The organism is Rhizobium glycinendophyticum (assembly GCF_006443685.1).
GTDB lineage: Bacteria > Pseudomonadota > Alphaproteobacteria > Rhizobiales > Rhizobiaceae > Allorhizobium > Allorhizobium glycinendophyticum.
In genome coordinates this window covers 2,220,797-2,241,657 of record NZ_VFYP01000001.1, presented here as the reverse complement: position 1 = coordinate 2,241,657, position 20,861 = coordinate 2,220,797, and the positions used below count along the sequence as shown (strand labels likewise).

18 protein-coding genes are annotated in these 20,861 nt (G+C 61.5%); 10 read left to right on the top strand and 8 right to left on the bottom strand.

The window, feature by feature from the left end; all coding sequences use genetic code 11:
- Positions 1 to 47 precede the first annotated feature (47 nt).
- Both FJQ55_RS10995 and FJQ55_RS10990 read right to left on the bottom strand, forming a co-directional pair.
- A complete protein-coding gene (locus FJQ55_RS10995) occupies positions 48 to 974 on the bottom strand; it encodes a pseudouridine-5'-phosphate glycosidase (protein WP_140827890.1) in 927 nt (308 codons plus the stop codon).
- Positions 975 to 1,002: 28 nt separating this feature from the next.
- The gene (locus tag FJQ55_RS10990) at positions 1,003 to 1,947 is read right to left on the bottom strand and encodes a carbohydrate kinase family protein (protein ID WP_140827888.1); all 945 of its coding nucleotides are present in this window, start codon (positions 1,945 to 1,947) and stop codon (positions 1,003 to 1,005) included.
- A gap of 242 nt (positions 1,948 to 2,189) precedes the next feature.
- On the opposite strand from FJQ55_RS10990, the gene recA reads away from it, so the two are divergent.
- Together recA and alaS are read left to right on the top strand one after the other, a co-directional pair.
- Positions 2,190 to 3,278, top strand: coding sequence for a recombinase RecA (recA, locus tag FJQ55_RS10985; protein ID WP_140827887.1), 1,089 nt, complete (start codon positions 2,190 to 2,192; stop codon positions 3,276 to 3,278).
- A gap of 164 nt (positions 3,279 to 3,442) precedes the next feature.
- Positions 3,443 to 6,097, top strand: coding sequence for an alanine--tRNA ligase (gene alaS / locus FJQ55_RS10980; protein ID WP_140827885.1), 2,655 nt, complete (start codon positions 3,443 to 3,445; stop codon positions 6,095 to 6,097).
- A gap of 96 nt (positions 6,098 to 6,193) precedes the next feature.
- On the opposite strand, the gene FJQ55_RS10975 is transcribed toward alaS, so the two are convergent.
- Positions 6,194 to 7,816 (bottom strand): SulP family inorganic anion transporter, encoded by a 1,623-nt coding sequence (locus FJQ55_RS10975; protein WP_140827883.1) that lies wholly within the window; start codon positions 7,814 to 7,816, stop codon positions 6,194 to 6,196.
- A 148-nt stretch (positions 7,817 to 7,964) separates the two neighbouring features.
- Positions 7,965 to 8,594, bottom strand: a complete 630-nt coding sequence (locus tag FJQ55_RS10970; RefSeq protein WP_140827881.1) for a glutathione S-transferase family protein — start codon at positions 8,592 to 8,594, stop codon at positions 7,965 to 7,967.
- A gap of 97 nt (positions 8,595 to 8,691) precedes the next feature.
- Here FJQ55_RS10970 and FJQ55_RS10965 point away from each other — a divergent pair, with 97 nt between their 5' ends.
- Entirely contained in the window at positions 8,692 to 9,213 is a 522-nt protein-coding gene (locus tag FJQ55_RS10965; RefSeq protein ID WP_140827880.1) for a hypothetical protein, read from the top strand.
- Between the two features lie 53 nt (positions 9,214 to 9,266).
- Here FJQ55_RS10965 and FJQ55_RS10960 read toward each other — a convergent pair whose 3' ends face one another.
- Positions 9,267 to 10,481, bottom strand: a complete 1,215-nt coding sequence (locus tag FJQ55_RS10960; RefSeq protein WP_140827878.1) for an NADP-dependent isocitrate dehydrogenase — start codon at positions 10,479 to 10,481, stop codon at positions 9,267 to 9,269.
- Positions 10,482 to 10,767: 286 nt separating this feature from the next.
- On the opposite strand from FJQ55_RS10960, the gene FJQ55_RS10955 reads away from it, so the two are divergent.
- The 7 genes from FJQ55_RS10955 to FJQ55_RS10925 all read left to right on the top strand — a co-directional run bounded on the left by FJQ55_RS10955 (position 10,768) and on the right by FJQ55_RS10925 (position 17,442).
- Positions 10,768 to 11,307 (top strand): hypothetical protein, encoded by a 540-nt coding sequence (locus tag FJQ55_RS10955; protein ID WP_246085076.1) that lies wholly within the window; start codon positions 10,768 to 10,770, stop codon positions 11,305 to 11,307.
- A gap of 9 nt (positions 11,308 to 11,316) precedes the next feature.
- Positions 11,317 to 11,892: a hypothetical protein gene (locus FJQ55_RS10950; protein WP_140827876.1), complete on the top strand. Its 576-nt coding sequence runs from the start codon at positions 11,317 to 11,319 to the stop codon at positions 11,890 to 11,892.
- A gap of 64 nt (positions 11,893 to 11,956) precedes the next feature.
- Positions 11,957 to 12,793, top strand: coding sequence for an RNA methyltransferase (locus FJQ55_RS10945; RefSeq protein ID WP_140827874.1), 837 nt, complete (start codon positions 11,957 to 11,959; stop codon positions 12,791 to 12,793).
- Complete coding sequence (murI, locus tag FJQ55_RS10940; RefSeq protein ID WP_140827873.1) at positions 12,771 to 13,601, top strand: glutamate racemase; 831 nt, start codon at positions 12,771 to 12,773, stop codon at positions 13,599 to 13,601. Before FJQ55_RS10945 ends, murI begins: the two co-directional genes overlap by 23 nt.
- Positions 13,602 to 13,715: 114 nt before the next feature.
- Positions 13,716 to 14,996 carry a hemolysin family protein gene (locus FJQ55_RS10935; RefSeq protein ID WP_140827871.1) on the top strand — a complete coding sequence of 427 codons (1,281 nt, stop codon included), beginning with the start codon at positions 13,716 to 13,718 and terminating at the stop codon, positions 14,994 to 14,996.
- A 416-nt stretch (positions 14,997 to 15,412) separates the two neighbouring features.
- Positions 15,413 to 15,649 (top strand): DUF1127 domain-containing protein, encoded by a 237-nt coding sequence (locus FJQ55_RS10930; protein ID WP_140827870.1) that lies wholly within the window; start codon positions 15,413 to 15,415, stop codon positions 15,647 to 15,649.
- A gap of 266 nt (positions 15,650 to 15,915) precedes the next feature.
- The gene (locus FJQ55_RS10925) at positions 15,916 to 17,442 is read left to right on the top strand and encodes a helicase HerA domain-containing protein (protein WP_167507699.1); all 1,527 of its coding nucleotides are present in this window, start codon (positions 15,916 to 15,918) and stop codon (positions 17,440 to 17,442) included.
- A 32-nt stretch (positions 17,443 to 17,474) separates the two neighbouring features.
- Here FJQ55_RS10925 and pepT read toward each other — a convergent pair whose 3' ends face one another.
- From pepT to FJQ55_RS10910, 3 genes are all read right to left on the bottom strand, one after another.
- Positions 17,475 to 18,710, bottom strand: a complete 1,236-nt coding sequence (pepT, locus tag FJQ55_RS10920) for a peptidase T (protein WP_140827869.1) — start codon at positions 18,708 to 18,710, stop codon at positions 17,475 to 17,477.
- A complete protein-coding gene (locus tag FJQ55_RS10915) occupies positions 18,707 to 19,564 on the bottom strand; it encodes a D-alanyl-D-alanine carboxypeptidase family protein (protein WP_425467533.1) in 858 nt (285 codons plus the stop codon). Before FJQ55_RS10915 ends, pepT begins: the two co-directional genes overlap by 4 nt.
- Before the next feature lie 154 nt (positions 19,565 to 19,718).
- Positions 19,719 to 20,717 carry a TerC family protein gene (locus tag FJQ55_RS10910; RefSeq protein ID WP_140827865.1) on the bottom strand — a complete coding sequence of 333 codons (999 nt, stop codon included), beginning with the start codon at positions 20,715 to 20,717 and terminating at the stop codon, positions 19,719 to 19,721.
- Positions 20,718 to 20,861 lie beyond the last annotated feature (144 nt).

Here is a 20,861-nt window from a genome sequence, read left to right as displayed (position 1 = left end):
CGCCGGAGGGATCCGGCGGGCTCTTTCGTTTTCGTACGTACCTCGCGTCAGCTGTTCAGCGCGACGGCGATTTCGGCGGCGAGGCGGGCATTGTTCTCGACCAGGGCGATATTGGTCTTGAGGCTGCGGCCGCCGGTCAGGTGGAAGAGGTTGTCGAGCAGATAGGGGGTAACCGCCTTGCCGACGATTTCGTCGCGCTCGGCATTGGCGAGCGAGCGGCTGATATAGATCTCCATCTCCTCGCGCGGGATTTCGTCCGCCTCGGGAACGGGATTGGCGATCAGCATACCGCCTGCAATGCCGAGTTCGTCGCGCATCTTTTGGAAGTTGGCGATGGCCGCAGGGCTCGGCAGGCTGAGCGGGCTCTTGAGACCTGAACTGCGCGACCAGAAAGCCGGGAACTCCTCGCTGTCATAGGTGACGACGGGAACGCCGCGGGTTTCGAGCACTTCCAAGGTCTTCGGGATGTCGAGGATCGCCTTCGGACCGGCGGAGACGACGATGACGCCGGTGCGGGCAAGTTCCTCGAGGTCGGCGGAAATGTCGAAGCTTTCTTCGGCGCCGCGATGGACGCCGCCGATGCCGCCGGTGGCAAAGACATGGATGCCGGCGCGATAGGCGGCAATCATGGTCGCGGCGACGGTGGTCGCGCCATTGCGGCGTTCGGCGATGGCAAAGGCCAGATCGGCGCGCGACAGCTTCATCACGTGTTCCATCTGTGCCAGCTCTTCCAGTTGGGCCGGCTCAAGTCCGATATGCAGCACGCCCTTAATGACGGCGATGGTGGCAGGGACTGCGCCCTGCTGGCGGATGATATTTTCGACGCTCAGCGCCATCTCCAGATTGCCGGGATAGGGCATGCCATGAGTAATGATGGTGGATTCGAGCGCGACGATGGCAGCACCACGCTGCTTGGCAGCCGTCACTTCGCTGGAATAAGCGATCGGCAGGAGGGGGGAGATGGAACGGGTCATGGGAGATCTTTCAAGCTGGAACGGCCCGTCATGGCAGGAAACGGGCCGGCGGGACAAGTGACAACTGCGTGTCGAGCCGGGCTGCCGACAGATTTTCATCGGTCGCATGGGGAGAGGCAAGGGTAATGGCGGCGCAGGCGGTGCCGAGGCGTAGCGCTTCGCAAAGGTCGCCGCCGGCAAGCCTTGCATGCAGGAAGCCCGAGGCGAAGGCGTCGCCGGCCCCGGTGACATCGCCGATTGTCTTGATCGTGGCAGGTTCGATGACGGCAATGCGCTCCGCATCGAACGCAATCGTGCGTCCGCTGCCCGACGTGACCGAACCTCCGCGCAAGCCGCAGGCGCGCAGGAGAGTTGGCCAGTCTTCCGGCTGGTCCGCCCTTATGCCGGCAATCGCTTCGGCCTCGGCGCCGTTCATGAAGAGGTGATCGAGATGCGGGAAGGCCCCCCGCAACCGGACGACTTTGGCCGGCGAGATGGCAATGGCGGACACGCCGCGCCCGAGCCGGGCTGCCGAAGCTGCGAGTGCCGAGAGGGTTTCCGGCGGCAGGTTCGCGTCGCAGAGCAGGTGGCGGGCCACCGTGAGGCTCTCGCGCATCGAGCGCGCTCTTAGCCGCCTTGCGACGAAGGCATCGTAAAGGGCCATGTCGGCAAGCGCGATGACGAGGTTTCCGTCATTCTCCAGAATGGCCGTGTAGCTCGGGGTCGCCCTATCGAGGAACACGACGGGCCAGTCCTCGATGCCGGCGCGTTCTGCTGCGTCCGCAACCGCCTGGCCGGCCGCGTCGCCGCCGCGTGGCGCGATCAGCCGCACAGCGCGGCCGAGACGGGCGAGGTTGCGGGCTGCATTGAAGACGCCGCCACCTGGCTCCTCGAACCAGCGCCCGGGATTGCTGGCGCCCGGTTTGGTGTCGCCTGAGATACGGGCGCGGCGGTCGAGATGGGCACCGCCAACAGCAAGGATTTCGATGGTCATGGCAGCCACACCTCACAACGCGCATCACGAATCGAAGCCTCAACCGGCTGCCTTTGAGCACCGTCCGGCACAATGCACCCGACGAGCCCTCGCATTGGCGGAACATAATTCGAACGCGCGCCCGAAAACGCTGTCGGAATAAAGACTTCGCGCCCCCTTGCGGAATGAGAACAAATAGAGTACATAATGTCCATCGGCGGCTTCATTGCCTATGCGGCCTCAATAACCTAAAGGTGGATCGAATGGCACAGAATTCTTTGCGGCTTGTAGAGGACAAATCGGTGGATAAAAGCAAGGCATTGGAAGCGGCGCTCTCGCAGATCGAACGCTCGTTCGGCAAGGGCTCGATCATGAAGCTCGGCGCGAACGAGAGCGTGGTCGAAGTCGAGACGGTCTCGACGGGGTCGCTCAGCCTCGACATTGCGCTCGGTATCGGCGGTTTGCCGAAGGGCCGTATCATTGAAGTTTACGGGCCTGAAAGCTCGGGTAAGACGACGCTGGCGCTGCAGACGATTGCGGAAGCGCAGAAGAAGGGCGGCATCTGCGCCTTTGTCGACGCTGAACACGCGCTCGATCCAGTCTATGCCCGTAAGCTCGGCGTCGATCTGCAGAATCTTTTGATCTCGCAGCCGGACACGGGCGAACAGGCGCTCGAAATCACCGATACGCTCGTGCGTTCCGGCGCTATTGACGTTCTCGTCGTCGACTCGGTCGCGGCCCTTACCCCGCGGGCTGAAATCGAAGGCGAAATGGGTGACAGCCTGCCGGGCATGCAGGCTCGTTTGATGAGCCAGGCGCTTCGCAAGCTCACGGCTTCGATCTCCAAGTCGAAGACGATGGTTATTTTCATCAACCAGATCCGCATGAAGATCGGTGTCATGTTCGGTTCGCCGGAAACGACGACCGGCGGTAATGCGTTGAAGTTCTACGCCTCGGTGCGCCTCGACATCCGCCGCATCGGTGCGGTCAAGGATCGTGAAGAGGTTGTCGGCAACCAGACCCGCGTCAAGGTCGTCAAGAACAAGATGGCCCCTCCGTTCAAGCAGGTCGAATTCGACATCATGTATGGTGAAGGCGTGTCGAAGACCGGCGAACTGGTCGACCTCGGCGTCAAGGCCGGCATCGTCGAGAAGTCGGGTGCCTGGTTCTCCTACAACAGTCAGCGCCTCGGCCAGGGTCGTGAAAACGCCAAGCTGTTCCTGCGTGACAATCCGCCTGTGGCCCAGGAGATCGAAATGGCGCTCCGTCAGAATGCCGGTTTGATTGCCGAGAAGTTCCTGCAGAATGGTGGTCCCGACGCCAATGACGGGGACACTGCCGAAGATCTCTGAGGCGCTCTGCTTTTCGGAAATTTCCACCGGCCGCGTTTCACTGGAAACGCGGCCGGTTTTCATTTGCACGCGCGGATACGCCGCTGGACAGGGGGCATGCCGGGCGATAAAAGCCATTGATTTTGCGAATTGGCCGGGCCTCCGGCCCGAATGAAGGGCGTGACATGAGCGGTGTAAACGACATCCGGTCGACTTTCCTCGACTACTTCAAGACGAACGGTCACGAGGTCGTTTCCTCCAGCCCGCTGGTGCCGCGCAACGACCCGACGTTGATGTTCACCAATGCCGGCATGGTGCAGTTCAAGAATGTCTTCACCGGTCTCGAACAACGCCCATACACGACCGCCGCGACCGCGCAGAAATGCGTGCGCGCCGGCGGCAAGCATAACGACCTGGACAATGTCGGCTATACCGCGCGCCACCACACCTTCTTTGAAATGCTCGGCAACTTCTCCTTCGGCGACTACTTCAAGGAACGCGCCATTGAGCTTGCCTGGAACCTGATCACCAAGGAATTCGGGCTCGACCGCAATCGACTGCTGGTCACTGTCTACCACACCGATGACGAGGCGCACGGCTTGTGGAAGAAGATTGCCGGGCTCAGCGACGACAAGATCATCCGTATCCCCACAAGCGACAATTTCTGGGCCATGGGAGACACCGGTCCTTGCGGGCCCTGTTCCGAAATCTTCTACGATCACGGTGATCACATCTGGGGCGGCCCTCCGGGGTCGCCGGAAGAGGATGGCGACCGTTTCATCGAGATCTGGAACCTCGTCTTCATGCAATACGAGCAGATCACCAAGGAGCAGCGCGTCGATCTCCCGCGTCCGTCGATCGATACCGGCATGGGGCTGGAGCGTGTTGCTGCCGTTCTGCAGGGACAGCACGACAATTACGATATCGACCTGTTCCGTGCCCTGATCGAAGCCTCCGTCGAACTCACCGGTGTGAAGGCGGAAGGCGGTCGCCGGGCCAGCCACCGCGTCATCGCGGACCATCTGCGCTCCTCGGCCTTCCTGATCGCCGATGGCGTCCTGCCGTCGAATGAGGGCCGTGGTTACGTGCTTCGCCGAATCATGCGCCGCGCGATGCGCCATGCGCAGCTTCTCGGTGCGAAGGATCCGATCATCTACAAGCTGCTGCCGGTGCTGGTGCAGCAGATGGGCCGCGCCTATCCGGAGCTTGTGCGTGCAGAATCGCTGATTTCCGAGACGCTGAAGCTTGAGGAAAGCCGCTTCCGCAAGACGCTGGAGCGCGGTCTGACGCTGCTCTCCGAAGCCACATCGAGCCTCGACAAGGGTGATAGCCTCGATGGTGAGACCGCTTTTAAGCTCTACGATACCTATGGCTTCCCGCTTGACCTTACTCAGGATGCGCTGCGCAACCGTGGCATCGGTGTCGACCTAACCGGTTTCAACGATGCCATGCAGCGGCAGAAGGCTGAGGCACGGGCCCATTGGTCGGGTTCAGGCGACAAGGCGACGGAGACTGTCTGGTTCGAGCTTAAAGAGAAGTTCGGAGCAACCGAGTTCCTGGGTTACTCTGCCGAAACGGCAGAAGCCCAGATCCTCGCGGTGGTTGCCGAGGGCAAGATCGCCGAACAGGCGGCTGCTGGGGACCAGGTGCAGATCGTCGTCAACCAGACGCCGTTTTACGGCGAGTCCGGCGGCCAGATGGGTGACACCGGTGAAATCATCGGCGAAGGCTTTGCCCTGGAAGTGACCGACACGCTGAAGAAGGGTGAGGGCGTTTTCGTGCATGTCGCGACGGTTCGCAACGGCGTCGTGCGGGCGGGCGAGCCGGTTGTGCTCAACGTCGACCACGCGCGTCGCCAGCGCCTGCGCTCCAACCACTCAGCAACCCATTTGCTGCATGAGGCGTTGCGCGAAATCCTCGGCACCCATGTGGCTCAGAAGGGCTCTTTGGTGGCGCCCGAGCGCTTGCGTTTCGACATCTCCCATCCGAAGCCAATCTCGGCCGAAGAGTTGAAAGTGGTCGAGGAAATGGCGAATGAGATCGTGCTGCAGAATTCGCCTGTCACCACGCGCCTGATGGCCGTGGACGATGCGATCGCCGAAGGCGCGATGGCGCTGTTCGGGGAAAAATACGGTGATGAAGTGCGCGTGGTCTCGATGGGGACAGCGCTGCGCGGCGAAAAGGCTGGCAAGTCCTATTCCACCGAGTTGTGTGGCGGCACGCATGTGAACGCGACCGGCGATATCGGTCTGGTGCGTTTGATCGGGGAAAGTGCGGTTGGTGCCGGCGTTCGGCGCATCGAAGCGCTGACCGGGGATGCCGCTCGCGCTTATCTTGCCGAGCAGGACGAGCGCATGAAGACGCTTGCTGCCTCTCTCAAGGTTCAACCGGCCGATGTGGTTGCCCGCGTCGAGGCGCTGGTCGATGAGCGGCGCAAGCTCGAAAAGGAACTGGCAGACGCCAAGCGCAAGCTCGCAATGGGTGGGGGCGGTGCTGGTAGCGCCGAAGCGCCGAAGGTCGTTAATGGTGTCAACTTCATCGGCCGCGTTGTCGCGGGCGTCGACGCCAAGGACCTGAAGGGCATGGCCGACGAGGCTAAGGCGGGCCTGGAATCGGTTGTCGTGTTGCTGATTGCCGTTTCGGAAGACGGCAAGGCCAGTGCCGTCGTGTCCGTCTCGCCCGATCTCACCGCGCGCTTGAGCGCTGTCGATCTCGTGCGTGTCGCATCGGCGGCCCTCGGTGGCAAGGGCGGCGGTGGGCGACCGGACATGGCCCAGGCTGGTGGGCCGGACGGCGCCCAGGCAGAGGCCGCGATCGCAGCTGTTGAAGCGGCATTGTAACGCGATCAAAGTTTTATAAGCATCAAGGGCTGGCGTTCTTCGCCGGCCCTTGCCGTTTCAGGTGAGGTGCGATCGAGTGCTTCGCCTCTGCACGCCTCAGATCCTGTTGCCGCGGATCGCCCACTGCGCCTGGCTGAGTGTCGAAGTGAAGACAATGTCCTGCGCATGCAGTTCGTGATGGGAGAGCATCACACGAATTTCCGGTCGGTCACTGACAACGTAAACCTTGACGCCGCCCTTCTGTGCCTTGCGGATCACTCCCGCCAGCAGATTGGCGCCTGACGTATCGATGAACTGGATTCCGGTACAATCCAGCACGAGGTTGCGGTGGCCGTCTGCAATGCGATCAAGCACTGCGCTTGCGGCCGCGACTGCCCCAAAGAAGAAGGCGCCGTCCAGGCGATAAATGACTGTGCCGTAATCGCTATTGTCGAGCGGCAGTTCCTCCTGTTGGCTGGTCACCCGCAGACCCTTCGCCATGTGGTGGATGAATTGGAGGGCAGCGAGGGAGACGCCGACGAGGATTCCCTCGGTGAGGTCGCGGAAGATTACCAGCAGAAATGTGACTGCCAGCACCAGGGTTTCGCCGCGCGAGGAGCGAATCAAGGTCAGGATTGCCGCGCGCTCCACCATGTTCCAGGAGACGACCGCGAGAACACCAGCCAGGCTCGGCAGCGGGATATAGGCCGCCAGCGGCGCGGCCACCAGCATGAAGGCCAGCAGGAAGAGGGAATGCAGCATGCCGGAAACCGGGCTTGTGGCACCAGCCCGGACATTGGTGGCAGTGCGGGCGATGGTGCCGGTGACGCAGATGCCCCCGAATAGGGCGGAGCCTATATTGGCGATGCCCTGTGCCACCAGTTCGACATTCGAGCGATGCCGGCGTCCGGTCATGCCGTCCGCCACAACCGCCGACAGCAGAGATTCGATCGCACCGAGGAGCGCAAAGCCGATTGCGTCGGGCAGGACGGCGAGGGCAAGGTCGGGCGAAAGCTGCGGCAGGCTCGGCAGCGGCAAGCCTGAGGGGATGCCGCCGAACTTCGAGCCGATCGTTGAAACCGGCAGCGACAGCAATGCGGCGACTATCGAGGCTGTGACCACCGCAATCAGCAATCCGGGCCAAGTCGGCCGGAGACGGCGGATGAGGAGGATAATCACAACAGTTAGTCCGGCAATCGCGGCTGCCGATGGAGAAAAGCTGGGCAGGGCGGCTGCGATGGCCGGGATCTTGTCGATCAGCGGTCCAGGTTCGCCTGCTGGGAAGGTCAGGCCGAAAAACTCGCCGATCTGGCTTGCAAAAATGATGACGGCGATGCCAGCGGTGAAGCCGACGGTGACGGGGTAGGGGATGAACTTGATATAATCTCCGAGCCTTAAGAAGCCGGCCGCGAGCAGCATGAGGCCGGCCATTGCGGTCGCCAGCAACAGCCCGTCGACGCCGTGGCGGCTGACGGTGGCAGCCACCAGCACGATGAAAGCTCCCGCAGGGCCGCCGATCTGATGGCGGCTACCGCCGAGTGCCGAGACGAGAAAGCCGCCGATGATGGCGGTGTAGAGGCCGCGGTCGGGTGTGACGCCGGAGGCAATCGCAATTGCCATGGAAAGGGGAAGGGCGACGATGGCGACCGTCAGGCCCGCCAAGGCGTCCGCCTTCAGCCTCGCGGCATCATAACCCTCGCGAAACACACTGATGGTCTTCGGGAGAAGGTCTTCCTTCATTCCGTGTCACACACGATGTCTGGCATGCGCGCTCCCTGGGCTCAGAGCATCTGATCGCATAGGACACCGAGTCCGGCCCGTTTTGCAATCGCCGGCTTCATCTGCCGGCCGATTTCCTATCCTCCGATCTGGTACGCCCGTTGACTTTTCAAGCCGTTGTCTTCTGCAGTTCCGCCACCGCGGCATCGTCAAGCGCGCGCGCCCGTTGATAGGCGGGTCGCGCGGAAAGAGCGCTGAAATAGGCTTCGAAGGCGGGGCGTTTCTCGATCGATCCGAACTGCAGTCCCCAGCCGACATGGGCGCCGACATAGACATCGGCAGCGGAGAAGCGATCGCCGGCAACGAACTGGCGGCCCGACAGCGCCTTCTCAAGCGTGTCCATGACCGTCTCGAAGGAGCCGTAGCCGACCATGCCTTTGCGCTCCTGCGGCACCTCGACATTCAGGCTGCGATTGGTGACGGCCGCCTCCAGTGGCCCCGCTGCAAAAAACATCCAGCGATAATAGTCGCCGCGCCTGTTCAGGGCCGGCGCAAGGCCGGCTTCAGGGAAGGCATCGGCCAGATAGGCGCAAATGGCCGCGCATTCTGTGACGACAGTGTCGCCGTGGCGGATGGCCGGCACCTTGCCCATCGGATTGATGCGTCGATAGCCTTCCGCCTTCATCTGTGGGCCGAAGGCGATGATTTCGGTCTCGTAGGGTTCGCCCAGTTCCTCCAGCATCCAGCGGGCGATGCGTCCGCGCGACATAGGGTGTGTATACAAATGCAGATCCGACATCGTCTTCCTCCCGCGAGCGGATGTTATCCCCGGAGATGGCGCGTGGGGCGTCTGCCACCGGGTGTCCAGCCTCCGCCTTTTTGATTACAGTTTTCCCATGGCCAATGACAACAGACCTTTCCTTCTCGTCGCCTATCCGGCGCGTGCCGTGCCGCTCCTCGGTGTCACCCTGCTGACGATCGTCTTTGCCGTCGCTTTCGGCGGCGTTCTGGCGCAGGTGCTGGGTGGCGGATTCGGCTCCTTCACCAGCTTCTTCTACCTTGTGCTCCTGGCGCTCAGTTTTCTGGGATTGCACAGAAGCTTCAGACGGATCGTCAAGGCATTGAAGCCGGCGCTGGAGTTGAATGACGAGGAGATCGTCGATTATCGCAGTGATACCCGGATTCCCTGGGAAACCATCATCGAGTTCGAACAACGGCGCGACGGCCGGCGAACCTTCATGCGGTTCCGCTATCTTGATGAGGAAGCGCCGGAGGTGGAGCATTTCGCCGATGTGGTCGTAAGCGGTCTCAGCGTTTCGAGCGTGCGTCTGACAAACCAGATCCGCGAACGTTTTGCCCGGCTCGATGCCGAAGACGCCGACAGCGGATCGGTTTCAGAGGAGGTCGTCGAGGCATGAAAAAACCCGGCCAATACTGGCCGGGCTTGTTATGAGGCAGCACTGATCGCCGATCAGGCGGCCATGGCCTTCTTCAGGTTCTCGTCGACCTTGTCGAGGAAGGCGGTGGTCGACAGCCATGGCTGATCTGGGCCGATGAGGAGCGCCAGGTCCTTCGTCATGTAACCGGCTTCGACGGTGTCGATGCAGACCTTTTCCAGCGTCGTTGCGAAACGGGCGAGTTCCGCATTGTCGTCCAGCTTGGCGCGGTGAGCGAGGCCACGGGTCCAGGCGAAAATCGAGGCGATCGAGTTGGTCGAGGTTTCCTGACCCTTCTGGTGCTGGCGGTAGTGACGGGTCACCGTGCCGTGGGCGGCTTCGGCTTCAACCGTGCGGCCATCCGGAGACAAGAGAACCGAGGTCATCAGGCCGAGCGAGCCGAAGCCTTGCGCAACCGTGTCAGACTGGACGTCGCCGTCATAGTTCTTGCAGGCCCAGACATAGCCACCGGACCACTTCAGAGCGGAAGCGACCATGTCGTCGATCAGGCGGTGTTCGTAGACGATGCCGATCTCGTCGAACTTCGCCTTGAACTCGTTCTGGTAGACTTCTTCGAAGATGTCCTTGAAGCGGCCGTCATAGGCCTTGAGGATGGTGTTCTTCGTCGACAGGTAGACCGGCCACTTGCGCATCAGGCCGTACATCATCGAGGCACGGGCGAACTCGCGGATCGATTCGTCGAGGTTGTACATGGCAAGCGCCACGCCGGCGCCCGGTGCGTTGTAGACTTCCTTCTCGATCACTTCGCCGTCTTCACCGACAAATTTGATCGTCAGCTTGCCCTTGCCGGGGAACTTGAAGTCGGTTGCCTTGTACTGGTCACCGAAGGCGTGACGGCCAACAACGATCGGCTTGGTCCAGCCGGGAACGAGGCGCGGCACGTTCTTGCAGATGATCGGCTCGCGGAAGATGACGCCGCCGAGGATGTTGCGGATCGTGCCGTTCGGGCTCTTCCACATTTCCTTGAGGTTGAATTCCTTGACGCGGGCTTCGTCCGGGGTAATCGTCGCGCACTTGATGCCGACGCCGTGCTTCTTGATGGCGTGGGCAGCGTCGACGGTCACCTGGTCGTTCGTCGCGTCGCGGTTCTCGACGGAGAGGTCGTAGTATTCGATGTCGAGGTCCAGGTAGGGCAGGATCAGCTTTTCCTTGATGAACTGCCAGATGATGCGGGTCATCTCGTCGCCGTCGAGATCGACGACCGGGTTGGCTACCTTGATCTTGGTCATGAATATCCTCACGGGTTTTGCCTGACGCGCAGGCCAAGGGGAGGGGCGCTGCGCCAATGGCTGCCTATAACATTCTCTCATCTGAAGGCAAACAGTCCCGGGGGCTTTAGGGCAGATTCTGCCCCCGCGACTTTGGGCGGAGAAAGGGACGATTCTCCCAAACTTGGACGCGGTCGTGACCGTAGACTTGCGCTAGGACTAAACGCACTGTCGGCGTGGTCGCTTGGGGCTGGGGCCTCCGTTGGCAACCATGCCGGACGGGGCAAGAATGAGGAAGGATATTTCGATGAAGACGCTGAGGGCCGGTCTGATCTTGTTCGCGATGATGGTACCGGGCACATGCGTGCTTGCGGCCGATGTCACCGCACCGGTGCGGGAAATCATCGAGACGACGGCGCGAAACTGGGAAGAGGGCTCCAGTGGGCGCGAAAAGGAGGTCTTCAGCGAGGAACGCCTGAAGCGCCTGTTCAGCGCGGATTTCGTCGCCGCCTTTCATGCGGCATCGAAAAACCCACCCTTCGACTTGCCGGAGGGAGAAACGACCGGTTTTCCTTTCGACTATGACCCGATCGCTCAAGGCCAGGACGGCTGCCCTTTCAAGAACATCCGCATTGAGGATGACGGTGATGGTCAGGTGACCGCCCAGTTCAACAACAGAAGCTGTTTTACAGACGCCGCCGATGCAACCGAGACCGCCGATACCGTGCTGATCTTCCACGTCGTGACCGAGAACGGACATGCTGTCATCGACGACATCCATCCGGTCGTTGACGGCAATTCCGGCAGTTCGATCAAACAGGACTTGAAGGCGCAGGGCAGCGAGTGAGGCGGGACTATGTTGAAATTCATCCGTGTCCTGTCCTTGCTTACGCCAAGTCTGCTGGCTCTGCCGACTTTGGCTGCCGATCCGGTTGATCCGGTGAAGACATTGATGGCGGTTGCCGGCTGGACGGGGGACGGCGCCCCTCCGGTCGAGGCGAAGCACTATTTCGACGAGACACTGCTGGCTTCCATCTACAGCGCGAGCTTCGTCGAGGTCTACCGTATTGCGCAGAAGGTGGACGAACTGTCGGACGGCCAGGGTTACATGACCGGTTATGACGAAGTGATTGGCGGGCAGGATTCTTGCCCGCTGAAAGACGTGCGATTCGAGACGAGACCTGCCGTCGACGGCGTGACGCCGATTGCCGTCTATTTCGATGCGGTGTCCTGCTTTGATCAGACACCGGATCTTACCAAGCCCAACACAATCTTCCACGTGGTCGAGCAGGATGGCCGCTACGTCATCGACAACTTCTGGAGCCGTGACTACGAGGGTGGAAAGCTCGACAGTTCGGTGAAGGCCGATTACGCGGACCTGACGCATTCCTACCTGAACTTTCTGTTGACCGGGTCCTGGGCCAAGCCCTGAACTGCCCTTTGCTGCGCGGCGAATTTGTGCCAAGGGGACCCGTCAGTTTCAAGAAGGGCAGATCATGGCGGGGACGAACAGCGAGCGCATCATGCTGGCCGAAGGGCCGGCGATCATTCTGGTGGAGCCGCAGCTCGGCGAAAACATCGGCATGGTGGCGCGCGCGATGGCGAATTTTGGCCTCGTCGAGCTTCGTCTCGTCAAGCCGCGAGATGGCTGGCCCTCAGACAAGGCACGAGCCGCCGCCTCCAAGGCGGACCACGTGATTGACGGTGCTATTGTCTACGACACTCTCGAAGAGGCGATCGCCGACCTCAATTTCGTCTATGCCACGACAGCGCGGTCCCGCGACGGGTTCAAGCCGGTGCGCTCCCCCGTTACGGCTGCCGAAACGCTGCGCCACAGATTCAAGGCCGGGGAAAAGACCGGCATTCTGTTCGGCCGCGAAAAATCCGGCCTTTCGAACGAGGATGTGGCACTTGCCGACGAGATCGTCACCTTTCCCGTTAATCCCGCCTTCGCCTCACTCAATATCGCACAGGCGGTGCTGTTGATGTCGTACGAATGGATGAAGTCCAGTCTGGACGATGTACATGCCGTGCCCTTCGATGCGCCGGAGCAGCCCATGGCGACCAAGGACGAGCTGATTGGTCTGTTTGATCACGTCGAGGAGGCGCTCGATGCACGTGGTTATTTCCATCCACCGCATAAAAAAGCCAGGATGGTGGAGAACCTGAGGGCGGTGCTGAGCCGGCGCGCGTTCACCACGCCCGAGATCCACGTGGTGCGCGGCGTGATATCGTCTCTCGACCGCTTCTCCCGGCGGGGGCAGCGAGCTCCGGCGGTTCCTGTGCGCGGCGATGAGGACACAGACACAGATGGCGATGCCAGCGGCGAATGATCTGAAGCCCATCCTGGTTTTTGATTCGGGCATCGGCGGCCTCACCGTGCTGCGTGAGGCGCGGCTTTTGATGCCTGAGCGCGGCTTCATCTACGTGGCCGATGATGCCGGCTTTCCCTATGGCGGTTGGGAAGAGGGGCCGCTCAAGACGCGTATCATCACGCTCTTCGAGGGGCTTCTCAAACGCTACGAACCGGAGGCGGTGATCGTTGCCTGCAACACCGCCTTCACGCTGGCTGGTGCTGAACTGCGCGAAGCCTTTCCCGCAATGCGGTTTATCGGCACTGTTCCGGCCATCAAACCTGCCGCCGAGCGCACGCGCTCCGGTCTCGTCTCGGTGCTGGCGACACCGGGGACCGTAAAGCGCGCCTATACCCGCGATCTCATCCAGTCCTTTGCCTCGCAATGCCATATGCGTCTTGTCGGGTCGGAAAACCTTGCACGCATGGCGGAAGCCTATATCCGGGGCGACATACTGGACGACGCGGCGGTGCTGGCTGAAATCACGCCCTGCTTTGTCGAAAAAGACGGGGCACGCACCGATATTGTCGTGCTTGCCTGCACGCATTACCCCTTCCTCGCCAACGTCTTTCGAAGGCTGGCACCCTGGCCGGTGGACTGGCTCGATCCGGCGGAAGCCATTGCGCGACAGGCCCGACGGCTCGTGCCGCTGGCAGAGGGGGCGGAGCATCCCGACGGGTTCGACTTCGCGGTCTTCACGTCCGGCCGCCAGGATTTCTCGACCCGCCGGCTGATGCAGGGCATGGGGCTTACGGTCTCCGACGGGCCTGCCATGGCGTTGGCCTGAACGGAGCCTCCCAGATTTCGAGGCTTTCGGCTTTGTCGGCGTCGCGTGGCATGCTAGGAACGGGACACCATTGGCCGGCCGTCGTGTCGGTGTAGAGGAGCCTCGCTCAGCGTTTTGTTTATCGAAATTTCAATCGTGTTTTTCCTGACCGTGCTCAACGGTATCCTTGCCATGTCGGAACTGGCCGTCGTTTCCGCCCGCCCGGCACGCCTTAAAGTGCTGGCGGAGCAGGGTAGCCGTGGCGCACAGATTGCTCTTCGCCTCGCTTCAGATCCCGGTCGTTTTCTGTCCACCGTGCAGATCGGCATCACCCTGGTCGGTGTGCTGTCCGGTGCGTTTTCCGGCGCCACACTCGGGGCTCGGCTGTCCGCATGGCTTATCGCACAGGGTCTGTCTGAAACGGCAGCCGATGCGCTGGGCGTCGGTTCCGTGGTTGTCCTCATCACCTATCTGTCGCTGATCGTTGGTGAGCTCGTGCCCAAACAGGTGGCGCTGCGCAATGCCGAGGCGGTTGCCGCCCGGATGGCGCCAGCCATGTCAATTCTGTCCAAGGTCGCGGCTCCGCTGGTCTGGCTGCTCGACGGTTCGGGAAAGCTGGTCCTGTCTCTGCTTGGCCAGAGCGGTGACGGCGGCGGCAAGGTGACGGATGAGGAAATTCGCTCGGTGTTGGCCGAGGCCCATAGCGCGGGGGTCATCGAGGCCGGCGAATCTGCCATGCTTTCGGGTGTCATGCGCCTCGCCGATCGGACAGCACGCGGACTGATGACGCCACGCCGCGACGTCCTGATTCTCGATGTCGAGGATACGATCGACGAAGTTCGCGAGGTGCTGCGTGACAGCCCGCATTCCCGCATCCCCGTGCGACGGGGGGATTCCGATGAAATCATCGGCGTGCTGCTGGCCAAGACGCTTTACGAGCGGCTCGCCATGGGGAGCGCCAGCGACCTTGCAAGCCTGGTCACGGATGTGCCCGTGGTCTCTGACCTGTCCAAGGCGACCGACATCATCGAGGCCTTGCGCCGGACGCCGCTGCATATGGTGCTTGTCTATGACGAATACGGGCACTTCGAAGGGATCGTCACCTCGGGCGATATCCTGGAGGCAATCACCGGCGCCTTCCAGCAGGACGAGGGTGAGGAGCAGGCGATGTTCCAGCGCGAGGACGGATCCTACCTGGTTGCCGGCTGGACACCGATCGATGAATTTGTCGAGGTTATCCGCGTTCCTGTCGATCCTGATCTCGACTACACCACCGTCGCCGGATTCGTGCTCGACGAGATGAAGCGCATTCCAGACCTCGGCGAAAGCTTCGTGAAGGGCGGCTGGCGGTTTGAAGTCGTAGACCTTGATGGTCGTCGAATCGACAAGCTGTTGGTCTCGCGCCATCAGGACTAGGCGCTAGCGCCGCCGCGTTCTCCGTTGGTCCGCCTTCGCCTGCGACATCATGTTGCATCTATGCAACGGATGCGGTGAAGTTTTGCAATCTCGAATTGCGGGGTTGCGGGCCGTGATTCTGCGTGGCATGTTCCCTCCATCCGCAACTCAAACAACAGGAGGCGACCGATGACTCATACTTCGACGTTTATGCGCCTTTCTGGCGGATCGGTGTTCGCATACTATCAAGCCTCCCTCGGCTGCGTGCGAACCACCCGCTGATCGTTTCATCGGTCAGTTTCCGGCCTCTTTAGGCATTTTCATCCTTCTGACGTGAATGGCCTCTTGCACGCTTTGTCGTGTCTTCAGGTTCGATCCGCGTCGCTTTTCATCATCGAAAGGACCCGGTCGCAGGCGCGTTCCGGGGCGGAACAACCATGCACAATGAACAATCACTGGTTGAGATTTCTCTCAAAGACAAAATACAGGATCTGGTCGAGCGGTTCGGGGCCTGGCGCATTGCGCTTGCCGTTCTCTCGGCTGCCTGGCGTCAGCAGCAACGCCGCAACCTGACCTCTGGTCTCTCGGACCGCATGCGGGAAGATATCGGTCTGCCGGTCGATGGGGACCGGCGCCTGCCTTCTCGACTGTCGCTTTGGGACCTCCGTGTCTGATCCGAGCAATCCGGCTCCCGCATTCGGGGGTCGGATTGCCGTGGTCTGTTGCCGCGCTTCATCTTGGTGATGACCGGCAATGACTGATAGACAGAAGGCGCCAGCGAATCTCCATCTCGATCGTCTGCGGACGTGCCGATTTTTGGCATCCGCCACCGTATTGCCTGTGGGTTTCCTGCGCCATCTTCGGACGGAGGGGCGCAAGTCTGTTAGAGACGTCTGGTCAATGCAGTCAGAGCATTCCAAGCATTTAGGAGTCTGTGCAGTTGAAAGTCGGTATCGATATGGGAACGGTGCAAGGTGGTCAGCCTGCCAAGCTCGATATCGAGGAGCTTCTCGCCACGCGCCTGCTCGTGCAGGGCAATTCGGGCTCGGGCAAGTCGCATCTGTTGCGGCGCCTGCTCGAACAGTCTGCGCCCTGGGTGCAGCAGGTGATCATCGACCCAGAGGGCGACTTCGTCACGCTCTCGGATAAATACGGCCATGTGGTCGTCGATGGCGAACGCACCGAGGCGGAACTGGTCGGCATTGCCGACCGTATCCGCCGCCACAGGGTCTCTTGCGTGCTCACACTCGAAGGACTGGATGTCGAGCAGCAGATGCGCGCCGCTGGGGCCTTCCTCAATGGCCTTTTCGATGCCGATCGCGAATTCTGGTATCCCGTGCTCGTCGTCGTCGACGAAGCGCAAATGTTTGCGCCTGCAGTGGGTGGTGACGTGTCGGAAGATGCGCGCAAGGTCTCGCTTGGGGCGATGACCAACCTGATGTGCCGTGGACGTAAGCGCGGCCTTGCCGGCGTGATCGCCACGCAGCGATTGGCCAAGCTCGCCAAGAACGTTGCGGCCGAGGCCTCCAACTTCCTGATGGGCCGAACCTTTCTCGACATCGACATGGCGCGCGCCGCCGATCTTCTCGGTATGGACCGGCGCCAGGCCGAGATGTTCCGTGATCTGCAGCGCGGAAATTTCGTGGCGCTGGGCCCGGCTCTGTCGCGCCGTCCGCTGCCGATCGTCATCGGCACCGTCGAGACCTCGGCACGTTCCTCGTCGCCGCTCCTGATGCCGCTTCCCGATGCGCCGCAGGATGTCGAGGATCTGATCTTCACTCCCGATCCGGAAGAGTTCACCCGACCGATCGTGCGACGCGCGCCGCCGGCGCCGCGGCCGACGACCGATATTCTGGCCGAACTGTCGCGCTCGACACCGGCCTCCGACACGCCTGTCAGCGCTGACGTTTCGATGCCGTCCCGCCATGCGGAGCTGTCGGTGGAGGAACGCGAGGAGCGGCTGGCGGCGGTGCTGTCGGAAATCCTCGCCGATCCGCAGGCCGCCTATCGCACCGACAGCGTGCTCTATCAGGAATTCCTGGTGCGTGCTCGTATGCGCCGCGTCTCAGGCCCGCCTATGCCGATGGGCGAGTTCCGCCGTCGTGTGGCCGTGGCTCGCGCCGGTGTCGACGAGGAGACTGCGGCGAGCGAAGGCTGGCAGACGGCACTGTCGCTTTCCGTCCGCGTTTCAGACGATCTCCAGGGTGTGTTCTTGCTGCTCGCCAAGGCAGCCTTGCGCAATGAGGAGTGCCCGTCCGACATGCGGATCGCGCGTGCCTATGGCACCCATTCGGCGCGGCGTGCTCGCCGGTTGCTCGGCTATTTCGAGGAGCAGGGTCTGGTGGTCGTGCATACCGATTTTTCCGGCAAGCGCATCGTTGCCTTTCCAGATCTCGAAGCGGAGACGCGGCCCGGCGATCCCAATCAAGTGGATGCCGAGGCGCCATCACAGTCTGCCGCCGAGTAACAGCCTTCGGCGGGAGATTGGTTTGCGCGGCCTTATGCCGCCCGCTCTTCCCAGACCTGCACCAGAGCCACGATCGTTTCCACGGCCTTTTCCATATCCTGGACGCTCACCCATTCGAGCGGCGAGTGATAGGCGTGGCCGCCTGTATAGATATTGGGGCAGGGCAGGCCCATGAAGGAGAGCCGCGAGCCGTCGGTGCCGCCGCGAATGCTGTGGCGGACGGGTTCCAGTCCGACGCGGCGGACGGCTTCCTCGAGATTGTCCATGATCTCCGGATGGCGATCGAGGACTTCCTTCATGTTGCGATACTGGTGTTTGACCGTGAGGGAATGGCTGGAGCGCGGATAGGTGGCCATGACCTCCCGGGTGATCTTTTCCAAAAGGGCTTCCTTCTCCTTGAGGCCCGCTTCGGTGAAGTCTCTGACAATGAGCTGCAGCTTCGCACTCTCCATGCTGCCGGAGATATCGACCGGATGGATGAAGCCCTGGCGCCCGTCGGTGGTCTCCGGAGCGATGTCGCGGGGCAGGCGGGCGACGATGTCGCTCACCGCCTTGATGGCGTTTTCCATCTTGCCCTTGGCATAACCCGGATGCATTGCCACACCGGTGATCTCGATCACGACGCCGTCGGCGGAGAAGGTCTCGTTTTCGATCTCCCCGACGGTCGAGCCATCGAGCGTATAGGCGAAGCGGGCGCCGAGTTTTGCGAGATCCACCTTGTCGGCACCACGGCCGATTTCCTCGTCGGTGGTGAAGAGGATCTTGATCGTGCCGTGCTTGATCTGAGGGTTCGCCATCAAATGGGCTGCGGCCGTCATGATCTCGGCGACACCGGCTTTATCATCGGCGCCGAGCAGTGTCATGCCGTCGGTCGTCACGATGTCGTTGCCGATCTGCTTGTTGAGCTGCGGATGGGAAGCGACGCGGATCACCTGGCTCGTGTCACCGGTCAGCGTGATGTCGCAGCCCTGATAGTTGCGCAGGATCTGCGGGCGGACATTGGTGCCGGTGAAATCGGGGGCGGTGTCCATGTGGCTGCAGAAGCAGATGACCGGGACGTCCTTGGACGTGTTGCGCGGGATCGTCGCATAGACGTTGCCGTGTTCGTCCAGGTGCGCGTCGGCGAGCCCGAGTGCGAGCAGTTCGGCGGTCAAGAGCCGACCGAGATCCTTCTGCTTTTCCGTTGACGGCTGGGCATCAGACGTCGGGTCCGACTGTGTGTCGATGACGACATAGCGGAGGAAGCGGTCGAGAACGGTATCGCTCATGGTTGCTGTCCTTCAATCTGGGCCCGGACGGGCGCCTGGCTCGCACTGACCGAAACCGGTGCCATATGCCTGTCGAAGAGGTTGATGATCTCGGTGTTGCGCGCGTCGTTGCTCGCAGCACCCAGGACCACACCGACGAGGCGACGCTCGCCATTGGTGGCCGATGTCACGATGTTGTGGCCGGCCGCCTTGGTATAGCCGGTCTTGATGCCGTCTGCACCGGGATAACGAACGAGAAAGGGGTTGTGACCGCGAAACTTCATGCCGCGAAAAGTCATGCCGCGCGAGGCGAACAGTTTGTATTCCTCCGGATAGTCGCGGATCAGGGCGAGGCCGAGACGGGCCATGTCCGTGGCCGTGGTCACCTGGGAGGGATCGGGCAGGCCGGAGGGGTTGGTGAAGACGGTGTCGTTCATGCCGAGCTTGTGGGCTTTGACTGTCATGACCACGCCGAAGGCGGATTCGGAGCCTGCCAGCGTTTCGGCGACCGCCGTTGCCGCATCATTGGCCGAGAGTACCACCATGCCCAGCACCGCTTCGCGCACGCTGATGGTGTTGCCGGCGCCGATGGCGAACTTATAGGGTTCCTTGTCATTCGCGTTCTTGGAGATGACCAGCCGCTGGTCCCAGGACAGGCGCCCGGAATGCAGGGCCTCGAAGGTGAGGTACAAGGTCATCATCTTGGTGAGCGATGCGGGATAGGTGAGCGCATCGGCATTCATCGCCTCCAGCACTTCGCCCGTCCGTGCGTCAACAAGAATGTTGGCATGTGTTGCGGCCTCGACGCGGGTCGCAGCAATCGGCATCGATAGGCACAGCAAGAACAGCAGGCAGAAAGAAGGGACACGCAGGATCATCGGGGGAGACGCAAGTTGGTGGCGGGACCCAGGGGATAGCGGAGTTCGGCTCGCGTGTCAGCACTCCGGTTGGGTGCAAGCGCCATTGGCTGAGCAAAACCCGAGCCCAGACCGAAAAGGGGCGGCCCGAGAGCCGCCCTTGTTGATCTGATCAGCTTTCCTGGCCCGTGCCGTGTTTCTCCGGCAGCACGTTTCTGGTTGCCCAGAGAGAACCAAGGATGCCGGCGGCAAGGATGCCGAGCGTGACCGTCAGCGACACCACCGGCGGGATCTTGGCGAGCCCCAGCATGTCGGCCAGGAAGATCTTCGAGCCGATGAAGATCAGCACGACCGACAGCGCATATTTCAAATAGGCGAAGCGGTGGATCAGGGCAGACAGCGCAAAGTAGAGAGCGCGAAGGCCGAGGATCGCGAAGATGTTCGAGGTGTAGACGATGTAGGGGTCGGTAGTGATCGCGAAGATCGCCGGGATCGAATCGACGGCAAAGATGACGTCGGCCAGTTCCACCATCACCAGCGCCAGAAAGAGCGGCGTGATGAAGGTCTTCAGCTTGCCGGTCTTCTCATCCGGTTCGCGAACGAAGAAGCGTTCCTTGCGCAACCCGTCCGTCACCGGCAGCTTGCGGCGCAGGAATTTCAGGACGGGGTTGGTGGACACGTCGTATTCCTGGTCGGCCGTCAGCAGCATCTTGATGCCGGTGCCGATGAGGAAGGCCGCGAAGATATAGAGTACCCAGCTGTAGTTTTCGACGATCGCTGCACCGGCAGCGATCATGATGCCGCGCAGGACGATCACTCCGATGATACCCCAGAGCAGGACACGATGCTGATAGGCTCTGGGAATGGAGAAGTAGCTGAAGATCATCGCGATGACGAAAATATTGTCCATCGCGAGGCTTTTTTCGACCACGAAACCGGTCAGATATTCGAGACCGGCCTGTTCGCCGCTCTGGTACCAGAGCCAGCCGCCAAAGGCGAGGCCGAGGGTGATGTAGAAGGCGGAAAGCGCAAAACTCTCCTTGATACCGATCTCGCGGCTATCCTTGTGGAGGACCCCGAGATCGAGAGCGAGGAGGAAGAGAACGACGACGACGAAGGTGAGCCACATCCAGGCAGGCTTGCCCAGAAAATCAATCCAAAGAAAATCCACGACGGGGTTTCCCTTGCCGGATAGTTGAGGTTCGCAGCTCCGACATCACGGGAATCCGGCACTCGCGTCAGAGGGGCCCGGTGCTGCGTTTTCCAAAGATGGTTTTGTTCCAGCCCGATTCAAGTCTCGTTGTTGACATTTTTC

Bases quoted from the DNA above. Each gene is read 5' to 3' on its own strand.
- recA (WP_140827887.1), top strand. From the start codon at position 2,190: ATGGCACAGAATTCTTTGCGGCTTGTAGAGGACAAATCGGTGGATAAA.
- FJQ55_RS10970 (WP_140827881.1), bottom strand. From the start codon at position 8,594: ATGTCGGATCTGCATTTGTATACACACCCTATGTCGCGCGGACGCATC.
- alaS (WP_140827885.1), top strand. From the start codon at position 3,443: ATGAGCGGTGTAAACGACATCCGGTCGACTTTCCTCGACTACTTCAAG.
- FJQ55_RS10995 (WP_140827890.1), bottom strand. From the start codon at position 974: ATGACCCGTTCCATCTCCCCCCTCCTGCCGATCGCTTATTCCAGCGAA.
- FJQ55_RS10955 (WP_246085076.1), top strand. From the start codon at position 10,768: ATGAAGACGCTGAGGGCCGGTCTGATCTTGTTCGCGATGATGGTACCG.
- FJQ55_RS10945 (WP_140827874.1), top strand. From the start codon at position 11,957: ATGGCGGGGACGAACAGCGAGCGCATCATGCTGGCCGAAGGGCCGGCG.
- FJQ55_RS10965 (WP_140827880.1), top strand. From the start codon at position 8,692: ATGGCCAATGACAACAGACCTTTCCTTCTCGTCGCCTATCCGGCGCGT.
- pepT (WP_140827869.1), bottom strand. From the start codon at position 18,710: ATGAGCGATACCGTTCTCGACCGCTTCCTCCGCTATGTCGTCATCGAC.
- FJQ55_RS10975 (WP_140827883.1), bottom strand. From the start codon at position 7,816: ATGAAGGAAGACCTTCTCCCGAAGACCATCAGTGTGTTTCGCGAGGGT.
- FJQ55_RS10950 (WP_140827876.1), top strand. From the start codon at position 11,317: ATGTTGAAATTCATCCGTGTCCTGTCCTTGCTTACGCCAAGTCTGCTG.
- murI (WP_140827873.1), top strand. From the start codon at position 12,771: ATGGCGATGCCAGCGGCGAATGATCTGAAGCCCATCCTGGTTTTTGAT.
- FJQ55_RS10930 (WP_140827870.1), top strand. From the start codon at position 15,413: ATGCACAATGAACAATCACTGGTTGAGATTTCTCTCAAAGACAAAATA.
- FJQ55_RS10960 (WP_140827878.1), bottom strand. From the start codon at position 10,481: ATGACCAAGATCAAGGTAGCCAACCCGGTCGTCGATCTCGACGGCGAC.
- FJQ55_RS10990 (WP_140827888.1), bottom strand. From the start codon at position 1,947: ATGACCATCGAAATCCTTGCTGTTGGCGGTGCCCATCTCGACCGCCGC.